The following is a 20,609-nucleotide window of genomic DNA, read 5'->3' as shown; positions in this document are numbered from 1 at the left end:
GCGGCCGCACGTCGGCGAACCATCACTTTTTAACACTCTTGACCTCTGTTTCCCTGTTGACCCCCGAACGGTCGCATCCCGGTTTCTGGTTCAGATGTGACGATTAGATGACTACCTCTTGCGCTTATAAGCAAATATTCATTAGCGTCCCGGTCATTCCCAAGCGCACCTGCCACCGCAGCTGCCGCCTTGACGACTCGGGAGGCCAACCCTCATGCGTGTTCCTCGGATCAGCGGTACCCGGTACGCGGCAGTGGGCGTCGTGCTCGCCACTGCCGGCGCCCTCGCGCTGCCGGCCGGCACCGCCGTCGCGGCCCCCGCGGCCGACCCGACGACCGGTCCGGTGATGAGCTACGTCGTCAACACCAAGGCCAACCACGGTCAGGTGCAGAAGGTCGAGAAGGCCATCACCGGCCTCGGCGGCACGGTGGTCCAGTCGTACGAGCAGGTCGGCGTCGTGGTCGCCCGCTCGAACGACACCAAGTTCGCCGAGAAGCTGCGCCTGGCCAAGGGCGTCGACTCGGTCGGTGCCAGCCGCACCAAGGGCATCCAGGCCTCCGACCAGGGCAAGGCCGACGTCGCCGCCGAGCCGGCCGCCGCGGCCGCCCCGGGCCAGGAGCCCTACGACGCCTACCAGTGGGACATGCGTCAGATCGGTGCCGACAAGGCCCACAAGATCTCGCTCGGCAGCCGCAACGTCACCGTCGGCGTCCTGGACTCCGGCATCGACGCCACCCACGAGGACCTGGCCGCCAACGTGGACGCCTCGCAGTCGGTCTCCTGCATCGACGGCAGGACGAACACCGACTGGAAGGCCTGGCAGCCGACCACCAGCGACCACGGCACCCACGTGGCCGGCACCATCGGCGCCGCCAAGAACGGCAAGGGCATCGTCGGTGTCGCGCCGAACGTCAAGCTGGCCGCCGTCAAGGTCGTCGACGACGGCGGGTTCATCTACCCGGAGAACGCGGTCTGCGGCTTCGTCTGGGCCGGCGAGCACGGCTTCAAGGTGACCAACAACAGCTACTTCGTCGACCCGTGGATGTTCAACTGCAAGACGGACAAGGACCAGGCCGCCATCTCGGACGCCGTCCGCAAGGCCGTCGCCTTCTCGCAGCGCAAGGGCGTCCTGAACGTCGCCGCCGCCGGTAACGAGAACCTCGACCTGGCGCACAAGACCGTCGACGTGGCCAGCCCGGACGACACCACCCCCGCCTCCCGCCCGGTCACCAACGACTGCCTGTCGCTGCCGACCGAGCTGCCCGGCGTCGTCGCCGTCTCCGCGGTGGGCTCCGAGGGTGTCAAGGCGTACTACTCCAGCTACGGCAAGGGCGTCGTCTCCGTCACCGCGCCCGGTGGCGACCGCCGCTTCCAGCTCCCGGACACCCCCGACAAGGACGGCCGCATCCTGTCCACCATCCCCGGTGGCAAGTACGGCTACATGCAGGGCACCTCGATGGCCACCCCGCACGTCGCCGGCGTGGTCGCGCTGCTCGCCAGCACCTTCCCGTGGGCCAGCCCGGACGAGCTGACCGAGATGCTGACCAGCCACGCCGAGTCCGTCCCGTGCCCGAAGGGCGAGTTCAACCCGGGCGGCGCCGGTGCCTGGAAGGCCACCTGCGAGGGCACCACGAACGACAACGGCTTCTACGGCGCGGGCCTGGTCAACGCCGAGAAGGCGGTCCAGTGGTGGCGCTGACGCGCTGACCGCGGACAGCACTGAACAGTAGAACCGGGGAGCGGGCCCACTGGGTCCGCTCCCCGGTCGCGTTCCCACCCGTCGGCGTTCCGGCCGCGTCGGGCCCGAACCCGGCTAGCCCTCGTCGGCGTACTGCTCCCAGGCCGTCTCCACCGACGGCTTGCCGTGCAGGTCCGGTACGTCCCGCAGCCAGGCCGGCCGCCCGGCCCTGGTCCGGGCCGCCCGCCGCCGCTCCGCCTCGCGCAGCTGCTCGGGCGTGGCGAAGCCCTCCGGCAGCCACTCCTCGGAGAGCACCGCCCGGGCGGCGAGGTGGGCGACGTAGGCGTGCCGGACAGCGTCCACCGAGTCGAAGCCGGGCTCGCCGGCCAGCCACTCGTCCGGGACGAGCGCCGCCACCTCCTCCAGCAGCGGCACGGTGACTAGCGGCCCGAGCTCCTCGTCGGCCAGCCGGACGTCCGGGGCCGAGCCGCCGAGCGCGTGCGCGCTGAGGTCGTACCGCTTGCCGACCGAGGCCTCGGCCCCCGCCCAGCGGTGGTGGAAGATCAGCGCGGCGCCGTTGTCGATCAGCCAGAGCCGCCCGTGCCAGACCACCAGGTTGGGGTTGTGCACGGTGCGGTCGACGTTGCCGGTCAGGGCGTCCAGCCAGACCACCCGGCCGGCCTCGGCCGAGTCCACGGTGATCATCCCCGGCCGGAAGTCCCGCGCGCCGGGCAGCAGGTCCATCCCGAGGTTGACCCCGGCGCTGGCCTTGAGCATGTCCTGGATCTCGGCGTCCGGTTCGTCCGCGGCGACGGCCGGGTCGAAGTCCACCAGCCGCAGCTCCGGCACCCGCAGGCCCAGCCGCCGGGCCAGCTCACCGACGATGACCTCGGCGATCAGTGCCTTGCGGCCCTGCGCGGCCCCGGTGAACTTGACCACGTACGTGCCTAGGTCGTCGGTCTCCACCACGCCCGGAACGGAGCCGCCGGCCCGCAGCGGGTCGACGTAGCGCACAGCAGTCACCAGATCGAGCACACCGGCCACCCTATCCCGCCGCGTCGCGGGCGGGACCCTGTGATTGGCTTGCCGGACAGAGCGGTTCCCACCACATGAGGAGAGCAAGGTCATGGGACAGGTGCAGGCCACCACCGAGCGGGTCTACGACGCCGCGCCCGAGCGGGTGTACGAGGCGCTGGCCGACTACCAGGTGACCCGCCCGAAGCTGCTGCCCGCGCAGTACAGCGAGTACGAGGTGCGGGTCGGCGGCACCGGTGCCGGCACCCAGGTGCACTGGAAGCTCCAGGCCACCGAGAAGCGGGTGCGCGACTGCCTCTTCACCGTCTCCGCGCCCGAGCCCGACCAGCTGGTCGAGAAGGACGCCAACTCCAGCATGGTGATCACCTGGACCGTCTCGGCCGTCGGCGAGGGCCGCGCCAAGGTCACCGTGACCGCCACCTGGCAGGGCGCCACCGGCATCGGCGGCTTCTTCGAGCGCACCTTCGCCCCGAAGGGCCTGAACCGGATCCACGACCAGGTGCTGGCCAACCTGGCCGCCGAGGTCCGCTGAGGCCCACCGAGGTCCACGCGGGGCCGCCGGGACCGCCACGGTCCGCCGGCCCCGCGGATTCGCCAACCGCGCGATTCGCGCGCGTAGATCCATCGAACCGCTCGAATCGCCCGGGGATTCGAGCGGTTCGGTCTCCCGTACGAGCCGAAAGCCGTACGGGTGGCCGAACCGCCACCTGCGGGTGACGGGGGCCGCCCGGCACCGGTGGGCCACCCTAGGCTCGCCGCCGTGCATATGACGATCCTTCACATTTCCCAACCGGTGGACGGCGGGGTCGCCCGCGTCGTCGCCGATCTGGTCCGGGGCCAGCGGGAGGCCGGCCACCGGGTGCTGGTCGCCTGCCCGCGCGGCGGGCGGCTGGCCGCGGAGGCCGCCGCGGTGGGCGCGCTGGTCCAGGACTGGCCGGCCCGGCGCCCGCCCGGCCCGGGCACCCCCGCCGAGGCCTGGCGGCTGCGCCGGATCGTCCGGGCGGCCGCCCCCGACGTGGTCCACCTGCACAGCGCCAAGGCCGGGTTGGCCGGGCGGCTCGCGGTGCACGGCACGGTGCCGACCGTCTTCCAGCCGCACGCCTGGTCCTTCGCCGCCGTCGACGGCGCGCTGGCCGCCGCCACGCTGCGCTGGGAGCGCTTCGCCACCCGCTGGTCGCACCGGCTGCTGTGCGTCAGCGTCCAGGAGCGGGCCGACGGCGTGGCGGCCGGGCTGCACGCCGACTGGGCGGTGGTGCCCAACGGCGTGGACGTGCGCCACTACGCGCCCGCCGACCGCCGCGCCGCCCGGATCGCGCTCGGCCTGGACCTGGAGGCCCCGCTCGCGGTGTGCGTCGGGCGGCTGTGCCGGCAGAAGGGCCAGGACGTGCTGCTGGCCGCCTGGCCGGAGGTGCTGCGCCGGGTGCCGCGGGCCCGGCTGGCCCTGGTCGGCGGCGGGCCGGAGGAGCAGCGGGTCGCGGAGCTGGTCCGGCAGACCGCCGAGCCCGCCCGGATCCGGCTGGTCGGGGACGTGCCGGACCCGCGCCCGTGGCTGGCGGCGGCCGACCTGGTGGTGCTGCCCTCACGCTGGGAGGGGATGGCGCTGGCCCCGCTGGAGGCGATGGCGGCCGCCCGTCCGGTGCTGCTGACCGACGTGCCCGGCGCCCGGGAGTGCCTGCCGCCGTCCGAGCTGGCGCACGCGGTGGTCCCGCCCGAGGACGCGGGGGCCCTCGCCACCCGTATGGGGGACGCGCTGTCAGATCCGATCGAATGCGAGCGGCGCGGCGCCCGGTTGCGCGAGCACGTGGTGGGCCGGCACGACGTGCGCACCGTGGTCGAACAGGTTGACGTCCTCTACCGCCACCTGTTGGGCGCGGGACCGGCGGCGGGGCGGCGCCGGGCCCGTGTCCCAGAGCGGATCTGATCGTTTCACATGCCGTGAATGCCCGCCGTTTCCGGCGTTGTCGTATTCGCACCCTCGGCCGGATAGGGAGGCGAGGCGTCAAATCCGAAATACCTATTAATGGGCGGCTGGAATGAATCGGCAAGTCAACTTCCGGCCTGTACCGCCCGGTTCTGTATTGTCGGATTTTGCCTGCTTCGTTCGGATTTCATGTCGGGAATTCACGGCTGGGCCCCTCGCGACCGACTTCTTCGTGACCAGTTCCTTTGCGATCGGCCCCGCCGCCGGACATCCGGAAGCCGCGAGCGGCAGCAGGTGCTGTCAGGACCGCGCCCACCGGGCCGGGACGGCCGCCCCGCGCCAACCGGTGCCGGGGCACCGTCACCCCGGGCACACAGCAGGGGAGATCGTGCGCTGATGACCATTGACCACGAGAGTGTGCCGCGATCGAGCGGACCCCTGTCCGGCCCCCGCCGGCCCGGCACCGGGCTGCTCGACCGGCCGGCGGGGGCGGCGCACCTCCGGACGGTCCCGCCGCAGCACCGGTCCCGTGGGACGGTCCGCTCCCGGCTGGCCCTGTCACTCGCCCTGGTCCAGGCCGACGTCATCGCGCTGTGCTCCGCCGGCGGCATCGCCAACCGCGCCTTCGACCCGGCCGCCCCGCTCGACCCGCTGCTCGGCGTCCCCGCCGTCCTGCCGCTGCTGCTCCTGCTCAACCTGGCCGGCGGCCTCTACCGCCCCCGGCTCACCCTGTCCGTCCTGGACGAACTGCCCGCGCTGTCCGCCCGGGCCGTGGTCGCCACCGCCTTCGCCGTCACCCTGTCCGGCGGCCTCGGCGGCCACTGGCCCGACTGCGGCCCGGCCAGCCCGGCCCGGCTCACCGTCCTGCTCGGCGCCCAGCTGCTGATCGTGGCCGTCGGCCGCGCCGTCCTCTACCACCTGGTCCGGCGGATCCGCCGCAGCCGCCCCAGCCCCGTCCTGGTGCTCGGCGCCGGCCGGCTCGGCCGCCGGGTCGCCGCCGCCCTCCGCGCGCACGGCGAGTACGGGATGCGCCCGGTCGGCTTCCTCGACGCGGACCCGCCGCTGCTGCCCGGCGACACCGACCTGCCCGTGCTCGGCGGCCGCGAGGCACTGGAGCGCGAGGTGCGCCGGCACGGCGTCCAGCACGTGATCGCCACCGCCGGCGCCGCCGACGAGGCCGAGACCGCCGCCACCCTGCGCGACGCCGCCCGGCTCGGCTGCCAGGTCTGGCTGGTGCCCGCGCTGCGCGAGTACGGCTCGCTGCCCGCCGCCCCGATCACCGGCGGCGACCACCTGTGGGGCTTCCCCTGCCTGCGGCTCGGCAGCCCCGCGATGCGCCGCCCCGGCTGGGCCGCCAAGCGCGCCCTGGACGTCACCGCCGCCGCGGTCGGCCTGCTGCTGCTCGCCCCCGTCCTGGTGCTCTGCGCCCTCGCCGTCCGCTTCGACACCGGCCCCGGCGTGCTCTTCCGCCAGCAGCGCACCGGCCTGGACGGCCGGGTCTTCACCGTCCTCAAGTTCCGCACCCTGCGCCCGAGCAACGAACACGAGTCCGCCACCCGCTGGAACATCTCCCAGGACCACCGGATGGGCGCCGTCGGCCGGCTGCTGCGCAAGAGCTCGCTGGACGAGCTGCCCCAGCTGTGGAACGTCCTGCGCGGCGACATGAGCCTGGTCGGCCCCCGCCCCGAACGGCCGTACTTCGTCATGCGGTTCGGCCAGGCCTACCCCGAGTACGCGGACCGCCACCGCGTCCCGGTCGGCCTCACCGGCCTGGCCCAGGTCAACGGCCTGCGCGGGGACACCTCCATCGAGGACCGGGCCCGCTTCGACAACCGCTACATCGAGAGCTGGAGCCTCTGGCAGGACGTCAAGATCCTGTGCCGCACCGCGGCCCTGATGCTCCACCCGGACGGGAGCTGACCCCTTCGTGGCCCTGACCCTCCCCGCCTTCCCCCGCCCGGCCTTACGGGCGGCCCTACCCGCGCTCACCGAGCGCACCAGCCCGCTGGCCGCCGCCACCGTCCTGCTGGTCTGCGTGCCCACCGGGGAGAAGGACGTCGCCGCCGCCGTCCACGTCACCGCCGCCGACCTCGCCTCGCTGGCCCTGGTCGCCCTCACCGCGCTCAACCTGCTGCGCGGGCGGCTGCCCGCGGTCAGCCGTACCACCTGCGCGCTGTTCGGCGGGATCGTGGTCGCCGCCGCCGTCGCCACCCTCGGCTCGACCGACCCGGCCGCCAGCGTCACCGGCTTCGTCCGGCTCGCCCAGGTGTTCGTCCTGGTCCCCGCCGCCGTCCTCTGCGCCCTGCGCGACCGCACCGACCAGCGCCTGGTGCTCGGCTCCTTCGTGCTCGCCGCGCTGATCCAGGGCGTGGTCGGCGCGAAGCAGTACCTCACCCACACCGGCGCCTCCTACACCGGCCAGCCGATCCGGGCCGTCGGCACCTTCGGCGCGCTCGACATCATGGCGATGTCCAGCGTGGTCAGCTTCGGCCTGCTCGCCGCCCTCGCCCTGGCCCTCGGCGAGCGAGGCCCCGGGGGAAACGCCCGGCTGCGCCGCGCGATGTTCGCCGCCGCCGCCTTCCTCGCCTTCCCGCTGGCCGTCTCCTTCAGCCGCGGCAGCTGGATCGCCACCGGCCTCGCCGCCACCGTCCTGCTGCTGCGCGTCGACGCCCGGCTGCTGCTGCGCGGAGCCGTCCTCGGCCTGGCCGCCGCGGTCGTCCTGGTCGGCGGCCTCGGCCTCGGCGGCTCCGGCGTCACCAAGCGGCTCAGCTCGATCGGCTCCGTCTCCGCCGCCCCCGACCAGTCCGTCTCCGACCGGTACGACCTGTGGTCCACCGCCGGACGGATCTGGCAGGACCACCCCGTGCACGGCGCCGGCCCCAAGGCCTTCCAGCAACTGCGCGACAGCCACGCCCCGCTGCGGCTGTCCTCCGGCAGCGACGCCGCCGACGCCACCATCGGCTTCCAGCGCGAACCCCTGCTCTCCCCGCACAACATGTACTTCCTGGTGCTCAGCGAGCAGGGCCTGATCGGCATCACCGCCTACGCCGCGCTCTTCCTCGCCCTGCTGATCGGCTGCCTGCGCCACCGCCGCGGCCCCGGGCTCGCCGCCCTCGCCCTGCTCACCTGGGTCCTCGTCGACTTCCTGTACTCCGACATCGGCGGCACCACCACCGTGCTGACCTCCGTCGTCCTCGGCCTCGCCGCCCGCGCGGCCGCACAGCACCCCGGGCACCCCGCCGCCGGTCCGGCGACCACCGGAGCGGCCCGGTGACCACCGACCGGCCCGCCGCCGTCGCCTCCCCCCTCCCCGCCCCCCGCGGCGCCCCCGGCGGGGACCCGTCCGCCGGGCCCCACCCGGCCCCCCGGCGCGGCTTCCTCGCCAAGGCCTTCGGCATCACCGCCGTGCTCAGCGCCGCCGGCTCCGGCCTCGGCCTGCTGCGCGACCTCCTGCTGGCCCGCTACTTCGGCGCCAACCAGGGCACCGACGCCTTCCTGGTCGCCTGGACCGTCCCGGAGACCGCCGCGCCGCTGCTGATCGAGGACGCCATGTCCTTCCTCATGGTGCCCGCGTTCGCCCTCGCCCTGGTGCTGCGCGAGGAGGACCCGGACGCCCCCGACCCGGTCCGCCAACTGGTCCGCGCCACCCTGCCCTGGCTGCTGCTCGCGCTCAGCGGCCTCGCCCTGGCCGTCGCCCTGGGCGCCCCGGAACTGGTCGACCTGCTCGCCCCCGGCCTCACCGACCCCGGCCTGGCCGTCACCTGCACCCGGATCACCGCGGTCACCGTGCTGCCCTTCGGGGTGGCCGGCTACCTGGCCGCCGCGCTGCGCGCCCACCACCGCTTCACCGCCCCGGCCGGCATCTACGTCGCCTACAACCTCGGCATCCTCGCCGTCCTGCTCTGCCTCCACTCCTACCTCGGCGTGCGCTCCGCCGCCCTCGGCGTCGCGGGCGGCAGCCTGCTGATGGCCGGTCTGCTGGTCGGCCCGTTCCTGCGCCGGCTGCGCCAGGGCCCGCCCGGCACCGGCCGGGGCCGCCGCTCGCGCCGGGCCCTGGTGCTGATGCCGCTCGCCCTGCTGCCGGTGGCCGCCTTCACGCTCACCCGGCAGTCCCAGGTCTTCGTCGAGCGCTACCTCGGCTCGGCCCTGCCGCCCGGCACCATCTCGCACCTCAACTACGCCGCCAAGGTCTCCCAGCTCGCCATGACGGCGGGCCTGCTGATCTGCACCGTCACCTTCCCGCTGGTCGCCCGGGCGCTGGCCGCCGGGGACCTCACCGCCGCCCGCGACCGGGTGGAGAAGGACCTCGGCCAGGCGGCGGCCGTCGTCCTGTTCGGCACCGCCTTCCTGATGGCCTGCGCCCCCTCGGTGGTCTCGCTGCTGTTCGAGCGCGGCGCCTTCGGCCCGCACGACACCGCCGCCACCGCCGACGTCATCCGGGTGTACAGCTTCGGCCTGCCCGCCCAGGCGCTGATCGGCGTGATGGTCCGTCCGTACTTCTCGCTGCGCCCGGTGGTCCGCCGGGCCGACGACCCGGGCGCCGAGGACGGCCGCCGGCTGCTGGACTGGTACCCGGCCGCCGCGATGGTGCTCGGCCTCGGCGTCACCGTCGCCACCGGCCTGCTCGCCACGCCCCGCTTCGGCGCCCTGGGACTGGCCGCCGGAAACGCGGCCGGCATCACCGCCGCCGCCGCACTGCTGCTGCACGGCCTGGTGCTGCGCGGCATCCCGCTGCGGCTGCACCGGGTGCTCGGCGGCCACGGCCGGCTGGTGGCCGCCGCCGCCGGGGCCACCGTGCTCGGCACCGCCGCCGCCGGGCTGGCCGCCGACCCCCTGCTGTCGACCCTCCTCGGGGGCCTCACCGTGGCGCTGGCCTTCGCGGCCCTCGGCACCGGGCTCGGCGCCCGCGAGGTGCGCGGCCCGGTCCTCGCCCTCGCCCGGGCCCTGGGGCCCGTCCGGAACCCGCCAACCGCCGCCGAAGAAGGGAAGCGTCCCGATGGACAATGAACGGGGAACCGTCCGTTCGGCCCGGGCCGGCCTCCACAGCGCACCGCCGGACCGGGCACGACCGCCCAGGAGCCGCCACCCGCTCGGCGCACCGCCGGTCCCCGGCTCCGCCTCGCCGTGGATCCTGATGTACCACTCGGTGGCGGTCGAGCAGGAGGACCCCTACCGGCTCACCGTCAGCCCCGAGCGGTTCGCCGAACAGATCGGCTGGCTGTACCGGAGCGGCCGGCGCGGCGTCTCCGTCCGCGAGCTGATGCGGGCCCACGCCCTCGGCCGGGACGACAGGCTGGTCGGCCTGACCTTCGACGACGGCTACGCCGACATCGCCCGGTACGCGGTGCCGACCCTCCAGGCGTACGGCTTCACCGCCACCGCGTACGTGGTCGCCGACCTGCTCGGCCGGGACAACGGCTGGGACACCGAGGGCCCGCGCAAGCGGCTGCTCACCGTCCAGGAGGTCACCGGGCTCGCCGGCGCCGGCTGGGAGATCGGCTCGCACGGCCTCGGCCACCGGGCGCTGCCCGGCCTGCCGCCCGAGGCCCTCGCCGTCCAGGCCCGGGAGAGCCGGCGCCTGCTGGAGGAGGCCGTCGGCGGCCCGGTCACCGGGTTCTGCTACCCGTACGGCGCCGTCGACCTGCCCGCCGCCCTGGCCGTGCGCGACGCCGGGTACGACCACGCCTGCGCCATCGCGCACTCCCCGCTCACCGGCCGCTTCGCCCTGCCCCGCTGCTACGTCGGCGACCGCGACGGCGCCTGGCGGCTGCGCGCCAAGCAGGGCCGGCACCGGTTGCGGGACGCCGTCACCGGGCTGCGCCACGCCCGCCGGGAGCCCCGGCCATGAGGGTGCTGCACATCGTCACCGGCCTGGCCGCCGGCGGCGCCGAGCGCCAACTGCACCTGCTGCTGCGGCACCTGCCGGCGCACCAGCAGTGCGAGGTGCTCGCCCTGACCAACCCCGGCACGGTCGCCGAGGCGCTGCGCGCCGACGGCGTCACCGTCCACCACCTCGGCATGCGCGGCAACCGGGACCTCGGCGCGCTGCCCCGGCTGGTCCGGCTGGTCCGGGCCGGCCGCTACGACCTGGTGCACACCCACCTGTACCGGGCCCAGCTGTACGGCCGGACGGCCGCCCGGCTGGCCGGGGTGCGCGCGGTGGTCTCCACCGAGCACTCGCTGCACGCCGGGGTGATCGAGGGCCGCCCGGTCACCCGGGGCGTCAAGGGCCTCTACCTGGCGGCCGAACGGCTCGGCAGCACCACCGTCGCGGTCTCCCGCCAGGTCGCCCAGACACTGCGTTCCTGGGGCGTCCCGCCGACCCGGATCGAGCTGATCCCGAACGGCATCGACACCTCCCGCTACCGCCTCCCGCCCGCCGAACGGGCCGCCGTCCGCCGCCGGCTGCGGGCCGAGCTCGGGCTGCCGTACGGGGGCTGGGTGGTCGGCGGGGTGGGCCGGCTGGTACCCGGCAAGCGCTTCGAGGTGCTGGTCGAGGCGCTCGCCGAGCTCGACCCGGCCACCCGGCTGGTGCTGGTCGGCGAGGGTCCGGAGCGCGCCGCGCTGGAGCGCCGGGCCGACGAACTCGGCGTGCGGGACCGGCTGGTGCTCACCGGGGAGCGCGACGACGTCCCCGAACTGCTGGCCGCCCTGGACGTGCTGGCCGCCCCCTCCACCGCGGAGACCTTCGGCCTCGGCGTCCTGGAGGGCCTCGCGGCCGGGCTGCCGGTGCGCTACAGCGCCTGCCCGGCGCTCGACGAACTGCCGCCCAGGGCCGCCCCGCAGGCCCGCCGCGTCCCCTCCGAGCCCGCCGCCTACGCCGCCGCGCTGCGCGACCTGCGGCCGCTCAGCGGGCACACCGCCGACCCGCTGCCGCACCCCCCGGCCGTCGGCCACTACGACATCGTCCGGGTCGCCGCCGACCTGGGCGCCCTCTACGACCGGCTGGCCCGCGTCTGACCGCCCGCCACCGCCGGAACCGCCGTACCAGACCCAAGGAGCAACACCCATGACCACACCGCGCCGAAGCGCCCGCCGCCTGGTCCGCCGCTGGTGGCCGGTGGTGCTCGCGGTTCCGCTGGGCGCCGCGGTCGGCGCCGGGTACGCCGTCGCCGCGTCCCCGTCGTACGCCGCGAACGCCTACGTCCTCGTGGTCGCGCAGAACCCCGGGGAGGCCGCGATCGCGACCAACTTCGCCCAGGCGTACGGCCGGCTGGCCGGGCAGCCGCAGGTGCTCGGGGTGGCAGCCGCCGAGACCGGCCACACCCGGTCCGAGCTGGAGTCCCTGGTGCACGGGACGACCTCCCCGGACGCCCCGATGATCGAGATCACCGGGACCGGGGAGCGCCCCCAGGAGGCCGCCCGGACGGCCGACGCGGTGGCCCGCTCGCTGGTCGCCTTCGCCAACACCAGCAGCAAGGACACCAACGTCCGGCTGGTGACGCTCTCCCCGGCCGCCGCGCCGGACAGGCCGACCACGCCGTCCGGGAAGCTGGACGTCGCGGTCGGCGGCGCGACCGGGCTGCTGCTGGGCGCGCTGGTGATGATGACCCGGCGCCGGGGTGCCCCGGCGGCGCCGGAGGCCGTCGAGAGCCCCGCGACGCCGCAGGAGCCGCAGGTGCCGCGGGCCGCGCGGGTGCCGCAGGCCCCCGCCGCGTCCGCGCCGGTGGCCGTCCCGACGACCCCGCGCCCGCGCCGCGAGGAGCCGGCCGGGGCCGGGACCGAGCCCAAGCCCGCCGCGGGTCCCAAGGCCGAGCCCAAGGCCGCGGTCGAGCCCAAGACCGAGCCCAAGGCCGGGACCAAGAGCGTGAAGGCCCCGGTGAAGGCCCCGGTGAAGGCCCCGGAGAAGGCCGAGAAGAAGCCCGCCGGGAAGCCCGCCGCGAAGGCCGACACGCAGGCCGCCGCCGAGCCCCCGGCGGCGGAGCAGCCCCCGGCCGAGGCGCCGGCCCCGGCCACCGCTGAGCACGCCCCGGTCGGGGGCGGTCGATGAGCACCGAGACCCGCAGAGGCGGCCTGCCCGCCCAGGCGACGGCGCCGGCCTGGACCACCGAGCTGCGCTGCGAGGACGACGCCCTGGACGCCCTCGCCGAGGAGTGGGACGACCTGGCCGCCCGCTGCCGGACCGCCACCTTCTTCCAGGCCGCCGACTGGCAGCGCTCCTGGTGGCGCCACTACGGCCGTCCCGGCGGCCTGCTCGTGGTGCTGGTCCGCCGGGACGGCCGGCTGGTCGGCGCGGGCGCCTTCGTGCGCCGCGGCGGGCCGCTCGGCGGCCTGACCGGCCTCGGCGGCGGGCTGGTCGACTACACCGACGTCCTGCTCGACGACGAGTGCGCCGACCGGGCCGCCGCCGAGTTCGCCGCCGCGCTCCCGCTCACCCGCCCCTGGCACTGGCTGGAGCTGCGCGAGGTGCACCCCGAGGCGGCGGTGCACCGGGTGTACGGGCACTGGCGCGGCAGCCGCCGCCGCTACCAGGACTCGCTCTGCCAGTACCTGCCGGCCGTCCCGATGGACCGGCTGCTCAAGCGGGTGCCCGGCAAGACCGCCCAGCGCAGCCGGGTGAAGCTCCGCAAGATCGCCGAGGCCGGGGTGGAGGTCCGCTCGACCCCGGTGGCGGAGGTGCCGCAGGCGCTGGACGCGATGCTGCGGCTGCACTTCCTGCAGTGGCAGGCGCGCGGCGTCACGCCCGAGCACCGCACCGAGCGGTTCGCCCGGCACTTGGCCGAGTCCAGCACCGGACTGGTCGCCGCCGGCCGGGCCGCCGTCCACCAGTTCCACCTGGACGGCCAGCTGGTCGCGGTCAACCTGCTGCTGCTCTGCCCGTCCTTCGGCGGGCTGTACATGTACGGGGCGCACCCGGTGCTGCGCGAGCGGCTGGACATCGCCGGCCTGCTGTTCAGCGCGGCGCTGGACGAGACGGTCGGCGCCGGTGTCCCGCTGCTCGGCCTGCTGCGCGGCCAGGAGCCGTACAAGCAGCGCTGGCGGCCGGACCAGCTGGCCAACCAGCGGCTGCTGCTCGGCCCGGCGGGGGCGGCACCGGCGGCCGCCGTCCGGGCCGGGGCGGTGCGCGCCCGGCAGGCGGCGGCGCACCAGCTGCGCACCCGCTTCCCCCGCCTCAAGGAGGCGCTGCTGGCCCGCCGCCGCAGCTGACCGCTCAGTGCCGGGCGTGCCGCGCGCCGCCCGTCGGCTTGTGCGTCGGCTTGGGGGCCGTCGGACGGGTCGACGGGCTCGCCGCCCGGCTCGGGGTGGCGCCACCCCCGGGCACGGCGGGGGCGGCGGGTACGGCGGGCGCGTCCGGCGGGTCCTCCGGAGCCGGTGCCGGGGCGGTGGGCGGCGCCGGCACCCCTTCCGGCGCCGGGGCCCCCTTCGAACCGGACATCAGCTGCTTGAACGTCGTCGCCGAGCGGGGATTGCGGTCGCACTCGAAGAAGCCGTGCGGACAGTAGTCGGTGACGGTCTGGTAGGCGGTGTCGTGGGTGCGGATCCAGTCGACCATCCGGCGCACGTACTCGGGGTTGTCGCCGTTGCGGAACAGCCCCCACTCCGGGTACGAGACCGGCTTGCCGCGCTTGGCGGCGAACTCCACCTGGTCCTGGAGGCCGTACGGCTCGCGCACGTAGTCGTCGAAGGTGCCGCCGGCGGGCTGGTCGTAGCTGTCCATGCCGATGATGTCGACCACGTCGTCGCCGGGGTAGCACTTGGTCCACGGGACGGCGTCCAGGCCCCGGCTGGGGGCGAAGTCGAAGCGGAAGCGCTGGCCGGGCACCGAGCGCATCACCCCGACGATCCGCCGCCAGTACGCCTTCCACGCGGACGGGTCGGGCTTGCAGCGGTGGGTGTAGGTGGTGCCGTTCATCTCCCAGCCGAGCGTGAGCACGGTGTCCGCGCCGCCCAGCGCGACCAGCCGGCGCGCGAGCTTGAGGAAGTGCGCGTCGAAGTCCCCGCGCTCCCCCTGGCCGAGCAGTCTGGCGACCTCGCCGTCCGGCACGTTCGCCTCGTTGGGCACCAGCATCGGCACGCCGAGCACCAGCAGCCGGGACGGGTCGGCCTGCCGCCACTGCGACCAGAGGCCGAGCACCATCGCCTCGCCCTCGATGTCGCTCCAGTCGTTGCCCGCCAGATAGGTGTGGCCGACCTGCATGTTCGCGTCGCCGAGCCACTGCGCGTACTGGCGGATCTGCGGGATGTGGTTGTCCCAGGAGCCGACGAAGGCGCCGAACGGCGGCTCGTGGTTCGGCCGCTGGACCGGAGGGCGGGGGGCCGCGCCGCGCGGCTCGACGGCGTCCGAGGAGAGGGTGTGCCGTTCGGTCTGGCTGAACGGCGTCCCCGCCGGGACGCTGGCCGTGGCCATCAGCAGCAGGGTGGCGGCGGCCAGCGTCAGGCGGCCGATTCGCATGGTGCTCTCCTCCGGACGTCGCGTGGGCGGGGCGCACGGTCTCGGCGTGGACGGACCGTGACGCCCCGCTGGCCGACAGTAGGCCCGAAGGGGGACGAAAAAGCCGAATGTCACCCTAAAGTGGGCGCCATTCGAACGCCGTCTGCCGCAACGACCGGTGGCCGGTGCTCAGGTATCAGATCTGTAACGGTCCGGCCGGGCCCGTCCGGCCCGCTCCGGCGGACCCGGCGGAGCGGCCACGGCCCCGACGGCGCAGGTGGGCGGGCGGGCGCGCGGGGAGGGCGCGCGGGGCCCGGTGGACGCCCGGCGGGGCCCGGCGGCGGCGGAACCGGGCTGACTCGCGTACCCGGTGAAAGGTACGCTCCGGCCGTGTCCTGGAAGCCTCTGCGTGTACTGACCCCCCGCTCGATCCTGCCTGCCTCGGCGGTGGTGCTGGTCCTTGCGGCCGGGGCGGCGGCGCACGCGAACAAGCCGGTGCCGTTCGGCGACCGGGTCGCGGGACCGGGCGACGCGGGGGCGACGCCGGTGAACTCCGAGTCGCTCGGCTCGGCCGACCTCGACCTGCGGGTGGGCCCGGGCCTGGAGGCCTTCCACCAGCAGACCGGCGAGCAGGCCTGGTCCTACCGCCGCGAGGGCGTCGAGGCGCTCTACCTGGCGATGGCCGGCGACAACGCGATCGTGGTCTGGGACGACGGCATGGTCACCTCGGTGCGCCCCGGCGACCACGAGGTGCGCTGGCACCGGGTGGTGCCCGGCCTGGCCGACTGGCTGCACGGCGACGGCGAGCCCGGCGCCGACAAGCGGACCGACGCCCAGCGCAAGGCGCTCGCCAAGCAGCGGGCCGCGGCCGCGCTGCACACCGTCCAGCGGGACGGCTCGCCCTGGCTGGCCCTGGTCACCCCGAACCTCACCATGGGCCTGCGCGACGCCGACGGCGACCTGCGCTACAACGACAAGCCCTCCGGCGGCTGCGTCTACGACCCGCTGCGCGCCGTCCACACCGACTACGCCGTGCTGATCCCGCGCACCTGCACCAACAGCGGCGGGCAGGCCGTCTCCGGCGGCATCACCGGCTACCGGCTGGACAGCAACGGCTGGTCGACGAGCACCGGCCCGACGGCCACGGTCAAGGTGCTGGACCGCAGCCGGGTGGAGATCACCGACGGCCCGGTCGTCCCGCCCCGGGTGTTCGACACCAAGGCGGCCGCGCCCGAGACGGCCTGCGGCAGTGTGGGGGCGCCGTTCGCGGCGGTCCGGCCGCAGGGCGGCTGCGCGGCGGACCCGGCCGCCGGCCAGGACCCGGCCGGGAACCCGGCCCCGGACGCCCCGGCGGCCGCCGGAGCCCCCGCGGGGGACCAGCCGGCCGGGCAGCCCCAGTAGCCGGGACGGCCTCCGGTCGGTGGGCCGGCGGGCCGGTGGATACCCCTGGGCGGTACTTCCCCGGGGGCGGTACGGGGCCCGGTAGACTTGCCGTCATGGCTATCTTCTCCGGGCAATAGCGGGCGGCGGCGCCGCGAGGGCCGCGCCGACCGCCGATGAAGCCCCCCTCATGCCAACCCGGCCCCGGGTCCGTCGCACCCGGCCGCCCGCCCACGTCCCAGGAGTAGTCCCCAGCCATGATTTCCGCCAACGCCCTCGAACTGCGTGCCGGTGCCCGGATCCTGATCGAGTCCGCGAGCTTCAAGGTCGCCGCCGGTGACCGGATCGGCCTGGTCGGCCGCAACGGCGCCGGCAAGACGACGCTCACCAAGGTGCTGGCCGGCGAGGGCCTGCCGGCCGCCGGAACCGTCACCCGTTCGGGCGAGGTCGGCTACCTCCCGCAGGACCCGCGCACCGGCGACCTGGACGTCCTCGCCAAGGACCGCATCCTGTCCGCCCGCGGCCTCGACACCGTGCTGAAGAAGATGCGCGAGAACGAGGACCGGATGGCCAACGGCCAGGGCGCCACCCGGGACAACGCGATGAAGAAGTACGCCCGGCTGGAGACCGAGTTCCTCACCAAGGGCGGGTACGCCGCCGAGGCCGAGGCCGCCACCATCGCCGCCGCGCTGGGTCTGCCGGACCGCATCCTCGCCCAGCCGCTGCACACCCTCTCCGGTGGTCAGCGCCGCCGCGTCGAGCTCGCCCGGATCCTCTTCTCGGACTCCGACGTGCTGCTGCTCGACGAGCCCACCAACCACCTGGACGCGGACTCGATCGTCTGGCTGCGGGACTTCCTGAAGACGTACAAGGGCGGCTTCATCGTCATCTCGCACGACGTCGACCTGGTCGAGACGGTCGTCAACAAGGTCTTCTACCTGGACGCCAACCGCTCCGCCATCGACGTCTACAACATGGGCTGGAAGCAGTACCAGCAGCAGCGTGAGGACGACGAGAAGCGCCGCAAGCGCGAGCGCGCCAACGCCGAGAAGAAGGCCGCGACCCTGAACGCGCAGGCCGACAAGATGCGCGCCAAGGCGACCAAGACGGTGGCCGCGCAGAACATGGCCCGCCGCGCCGACAAGCTGCTCTCCGGCCTGGAGCAGGTCCGGGTGAACGACAAGGTCGCCAAGCTGCGCTTCCCCGACCCGGCCCCCTGCGGCAAGACCCCGCTGACCGCCAGCGGCCTGTCCAAGTCCTACGGCTCGCTGGAGATCTTCACCGACGTCGACCTGGCGATCGACCGGGGCTCCCGGGTCGTCGTGCTGGGCTTCAACGGTGCCGGCAAGACCACCCTGCTGCGGATGCTGGCCGGGGTGGAGGCGCCGGACACCGGCGAGGTGATCCCGGGCCACGGCCTGAAGATCGGCTACTACGCCCAGGAGCACGAGACGCTCGACCCGGACCGCAGCGTCCTGGAGAACATGCGCTCGGCCGCGCCGGACACGGACCTGGTGCAGATCCGCAAGATCCTCGGCTCCTTCCTGTTCTCCGGGGACGACGTGGACAAGCCGGCCGGGGTGCTCTCCGGTGGTGAGAAGACCCGTCTGGCGCTGGCCACCCTGGTGGTCTCCTCCGCCAACGTGCTGTTGCTCGACGAGCCCACCAACAACCTCGACCCGGCCAGCCGCGAGGAGATCCTGGGCGCGCTGCGCGAGTTCTCCGGCGCCGTCGTGCTGGTCACCCACGACGAGGGCGCGGTCGAGGCGCTCGACCCGGAGCGGATCATCCTGCTGCCGGACGGCGTGGAGGACCTGTGGAACCCGGGCTACGCCGATCTGGTCTCGCTGGCCTGACCGGAAGTAGACGCGAGATCCGCTTTTTGGATGAGAATATCTAGTCCTTTCGGCGTGTCCGGGAATGAAGTAGACCTGGATTCCGTTTAAGGACTTTCCGTCGGCCCGCCACTCGATCGTGGTCGGGCCGACGCTGCTGATCAGCTCTTTTTCGGCAAACGGCGGCATCAGTCCGGGGGCGCGCACTCTGTGTGAGCGCCCTGCTGCGCTCGGATCACCACCGGTGGACCACGCAATTCCGACATCGACCTTGTCGAATGGGTGGCCAGGACGCGGTGGATGGGTGATCATGGGAATCTGACCGAGCAACGCTACGAGGAGGCACGGGTGGCCGAGACTCTGAAAAAGGGCAGCCGGGTGACCGGTGCCGCGCGTGAGAAGCTCGCGGCCGATCTCAAGAAGAAGTACGACTCCGGGGCGAGCATTCGCGCTCTCGCGGAGGAGACCGGTCGTTCGTACGGCTTCGTGCACCGGATGCTGAGCGAATCCGGAGTCATTCTCCGGGGCCGCGGCGGTGCCACGCGGGGCAAGAACAAAGCGACTGCCGGGGCCAGTTCCTGACGGTTCGTCAGCCATTGGCTGGATGACGCGGCGGCAGGACGCCGACCGAGGAGACGACGGTTGACCATTCAGCCGGGCGTCCGCCCTCGGGTCGTGTGGACCGGCCGCCGATCGTCATGTCCGGGGTGTCGTCCGTCCCCCGTTTTCCGAAGTCCGTTCATTTCTCCCGGGACCGTCTCCTTCGCTCCCCCGCCGAGTGCCCCGGGCCCCGTCGATCCTTCCCGGTCGGGGCCCCTGCCCTTGCGCGTCGAGGTTTGTTACTCTCCGGTAGCCACGTCCCTCGCCACCGGAGGTTCCCCGCATGACCGCTCCCGCCACCGACCCGCAGGCCCCGAGCTGGGAGCGGGACGGCGTCCGCCTGGAGATCGACGGTGAACTCGCCGTCGTCACCCTGTGCCGACCCAAGCGGCGCAACGCCCAGTCGCCCGCGCTCTGGCGCGCCCTCGCCGCCGCCGGGAGCGACCTTCCCGGCAGCGTCCGGGTGGTGCTGCTGCGCGCGGAGGGGGTCTCCTTCTCCGCCGGGCTGGACCGGGCCATGTTCACCCCCGAGGGCATCCCGGGCGAGCCCACCTTCCTCCAGCTCGCCGCCTCCACCGACCAGGAGCTGGACGCCGCCATCGCCTCGTACCAGGAGGCCTTCACCTGGTGGCGCCGCCCGGACCTGGTCTCCATCGCGGCGGTCCAGGGTCACGCCGTCGGCGCGGGCTTCCAGCTGGCCCTCGGCTGCGACCTGCGGGTGGTCGCCGAGGACGTCCGGTTCGCGATGAAGGAGACCTCGCTGGGCCTCGTCCCGGACCTGGCCGGCACCAAGCCGCTCACCGAACTCGTCGGCTACGCGCGGGCGCTGGAGATCTGCGCAACCGGCCGCTGGGTGGGGGCCGAGGAGGCCGCCGCGATCGGACTGGCCAACCTGGTGGTGCCGGGCGAGGAGCTGGACGCCGCCGCCCGGGACCTCGCGGCGGCGCTGCTGGCCGCTCCGCGCGGCGCGGTGATCGAGACCAAGGCGCTGCTGCAGGGCGCCGCCGGGCGCTCCTTCGACGAGCAGCGTTCGGCCGAACGGGCGGCGCAGGCCCGTCGGCTGCGGGAGCTCGCCGGGATCGGCGACTGACCGCACGGTGATGACGCGGGGCCCGGCCCGGGGAGATTCCCCCGGGCCGGGCCCTTTCCCGTGCCCCCGGCGGGCCGCCGGTGCTCGCCGGGCGGGGATCGTGGCGAAATGCCAGAGTTGGGGAGGTTTGCGATATAGCTGGTGCCGTACGACGGGAGAAGCACCCATGCCTGACACTCCGACGCCCGCGACCATGCCCAAGCACACCGGCAGCGGCAGCGCCCCGAACCCCGGTCCGCCGGGGGCCGGCGGCGGTGCCAAGCCGGTGGGGGAGCGTGGCCGCACCGCGCTGGCCGTCGGCGTGGTGGAGAAGATCGCCGGGATGGCGGCCCGCGAGGTCGCCGGGATCCACGCGCTCGGCTCCGGGCTCGCCCGCACCTTCGGCGCGATGCGGGACCGGGTGCCCGGCGGCAAGCCCAGCGTCGGGCGGGGCATCAAGGCGGAGGTCGGCGAGAAGCAGACCGCGATCGACATCGCCCTGGTGGTGGAGTACGGCGTGGTCATTCCCGAACTCGCCCGCCAGGTGCGGGAGAACATCATCAACGCGGTGGAACGGATGACCGGCCTGGAGGTCGTCGAGGTCAACATCGCGGTCAACGACGTCCACCTCCCGGACGAACCGGAGTTCGAGGAGGAAGAGGAGCCGGTGGCGCCCTCCGGGCAGCGGCCGAAGCTCAAGTAGCGCGTTCGGCGGCGGG

The 20,609-nt window shown here is 74.5% G+C and carries 17 protein-coding genes; 15 read left to right on the top strand and 2 right to left on the bottom strand.

Translation table 11 applies throughout. The annotated features are described in order from the left end of the window. Positions 1-214 precede the first annotated feature (214 nt). Positions 215-1,699 carry a S8 family serine peptidase gene (locus tag ACFVU7_RS18185; RefSeq protein WP_074001618.1) on the top strand — a complete coding sequence of 495 codons (1,485 nt, stop codon included), beginning with the start codon at positions 215-217 and terminating at the stop codon, positions 1,697-1,699. Positions 1,700-1,813: 114 nt separating this feature from the next. Here ACFVU7_RS18185 and ACFVU7_RS18180 read toward each other — a convergent pair whose 3' ends face one another. Next, positions 1,814-2,713 carry a HipA family kinase gene (locus tag ACFVU7_RS18180; protein ID WP_388045932.1) on the bottom strand — a complete coding sequence of 300 codons (900 nt, stop codon included), beginning with the start codon at positions 2,711-2,713 and terminating at the stop codon, positions 1,814-1,816. A gap of 91 nt (positions 2,714-2,804) precedes the next feature. On the opposite strand from ACFVU7_RS18180, the gene ACFVU7_RS18175 reads away from it, so the two are divergent. From ACFVU7_RS18175 to ACFVU7_RS18135, 9 genes are all read left to right on the top strand, one after another. Beyond that, a complete protein-coding gene (locus tag ACFVU7_RS18175; protein WP_074001617.1) occupies positions 2,805-3,245 on the top strand; it encodes an SRPBCC family protein in 441 nt (146 codons plus the stop codon). Between the two features lie 234 nt (positions 3,246-3,479). Further along, positions 3,480-4,634: a glycosyltransferase gene (locus ACFVU7_RS18170; protein ID WP_388045930.1), complete on the top strand. Its 1,155-nt coding sequence runs from the start codon at positions 3,480-3,482 to the stop codon at positions 4,632-4,634. 396 nt (positions 4,635-5,030) lie between these two features. Then, a complete protein-coding gene (locus ACFVU7_RS18165; RefSeq protein ID WP_074001615.1) occupies positions 5,031-6,554 on the top strand; it encodes a sugar transferase in 1,524 nt (507 codons plus the stop codon). Between the two features lie 7 nt (positions 6,555-6,561). Then, entirely contained in the window at positions 6,562-7,908 is a 1,347-nt protein-coding gene (locus ACFVU7_RS18160; protein ID WP_387825710.1) for an O-antigen ligase family protein, read from the top strand. Next, positions 7,905-9,641, top strand: coding sequence for a lipid II flippase MurJ (locus tag ACFVU7_RS18155; protein ID WP_074001613.1), 1,737 nt, complete (start codon positions 7,905-7,907; stop codon positions 9,639-9,641). Before ACFVU7_RS18160 ends, ACFVU7_RS18155 begins: the two co-directional genes overlap by 4 nt. Next, positions 9,631-10,482, top strand: a complete 852-nt coding sequence (locus tag ACFVU7_RS18150) for a polysaccharide deacetylase family protein (protein WP_380777209.1) — start codon at positions 9,631-9,633, stop codon at positions 10,480-10,482. Before ACFVU7_RS18155 ends, ACFVU7_RS18150 begins: the two co-directional genes overlap by 11 nt. Beyond that, the gene (locus ACFVU7_RS18145; RefSeq protein WP_388045928.1) at positions 10,479-11,594 is read left to right on the top strand and encodes a glycosyltransferase; all 1,116 of its coding nucleotides are present in this window, start codon (positions 10,479-10,481) and stop codon (positions 11,592-11,594) included. The genes ACFVU7_RS18150 and ACFVU7_RS18145 overlap by 4 nt, the downstream gene beginning before the upstream one ends. Positions 11,595-11,643: 49 nt before the next feature. Next, positions 11,644-12,624, top strand: a complete 981-nt coding sequence (locus tag ACFVU7_RS18140) for a Wzz/FepE/Etk N-terminal domain-containing protein (RefSeq protein WP_388045926.1) — start codon at positions 11,644-11,646, stop codon at positions 12,622-12,624. Continuing rightward, positions 12,621-13,781 (top strand): GNAT family N-acetyltransferase, encoded by a 1,161-nt coding sequence (locus ACFVU7_RS18135; protein ID WP_079271932.1) that lies wholly within the window; start codon positions 12,621-12,623, stop codon positions 13,779-13,781. The genes ACFVU7_RS18140 and ACFVU7_RS18135 overlap by 4 nt, the downstream gene beginning before the upstream one ends. Before the next feature lie 4 nt (positions 13,782-13,785). Here the strand turns inward: ACFVU7_RS18135 and ACFVU7_RS18130 are convergent, their stop codons facing one another. After that, positions 13,786-15,027 carry a glycoside hydrolase family 26 protein gene (locus tag ACFVU7_RS18130; RefSeq protein WP_388045924.1) on the bottom strand — a complete coding sequence of 414 codons (1,242 nt, stop codon included), beginning with the start codon at positions 15,025-15,027 and terminating at the stop codon, positions 13,786-13,788. A 369-nt stretch (positions 15,028-15,396) separates the two neighbouring features. On the opposite strand from ACFVU7_RS18130, the gene ACFVU7_RS18125 reads away from it, so the two are divergent. The 5 genes from ACFVU7_RS18125 (at position 15,397) to ACFVU7_RS18105 (ending at position 20,593) form a co-directional block, all read left to right on the top strand. After that, on the top strand, positions 15,397-16,407 hold the full coding sequence (locus tag ACFVU7_RS18125; RefSeq protein WP_117490068.1) for a hypothetical protein: 1,011 nt from the start codon (positions 15,397-15,399) through the stop codon (positions 16,405-16,407). A gap of 236 nt (positions 16,408-16,643) precedes the next feature. Next, on the top strand, positions 16,644-18,242 hold the full coding sequence (locus ACFVU7_RS18120; protein ID WP_049658446.1) for an ABC-F family ATP-binding cassette domain-containing protein: 1,599 nt from the start codon (positions 16,644-16,646) through the stop codon (positions 18,240-18,242). 327 nt (positions 18,243-18,569) lie between these two features. Beyond that, positions 18,570-18,803 (top strand): helix-turn-helix domain-containing protein, encoded by a 234-nt coding sequence (locus tag ACFVU7_RS18115; RefSeq protein WP_049658450.1) that lies wholly within the window; start codon positions 18,570-18,572, stop codon positions 18,801-18,803. 301 nt (positions 18,804-19,104) lie between these two features. After that, a complete protein-coding gene (locus ACFVU7_RS18110) occupies positions 19,105-19,911 on the top strand; it encodes an enoyl-CoA hydratase/isomerase family protein (RefSeq protein WP_388045922.1) in 807 nt (268 codons plus the stop codon). Between the two features lie 193 nt (positions 19,912-20,104). After that, positions 20,105-20,593, top strand: a complete 489-nt coding sequence (locus ACFVU7_RS18105) for an Asp23/Gls24 family envelope stress response protein (protein WP_074001607.1) — start codon at positions 20,105-20,107, stop codon at positions 20,591-20,593. The last annotated feature ends 16 nt before the right edge of the window (positions 20,594-20,609 follow it).

This window comes from Kitasatospora sp. NPDC058046 (assembly GCF_042885595.1).
Classification (GTDB): domain Bacteria; phylum Actinomycetota; class Actinomycetes; order Streptomycetales; family Streptomycetaceae; genus Kitasatospora.
Note: the sequence above shows the minus strand (reverse complement) of the source record. Positions and strands in the feature narration are given on the sequence as shown.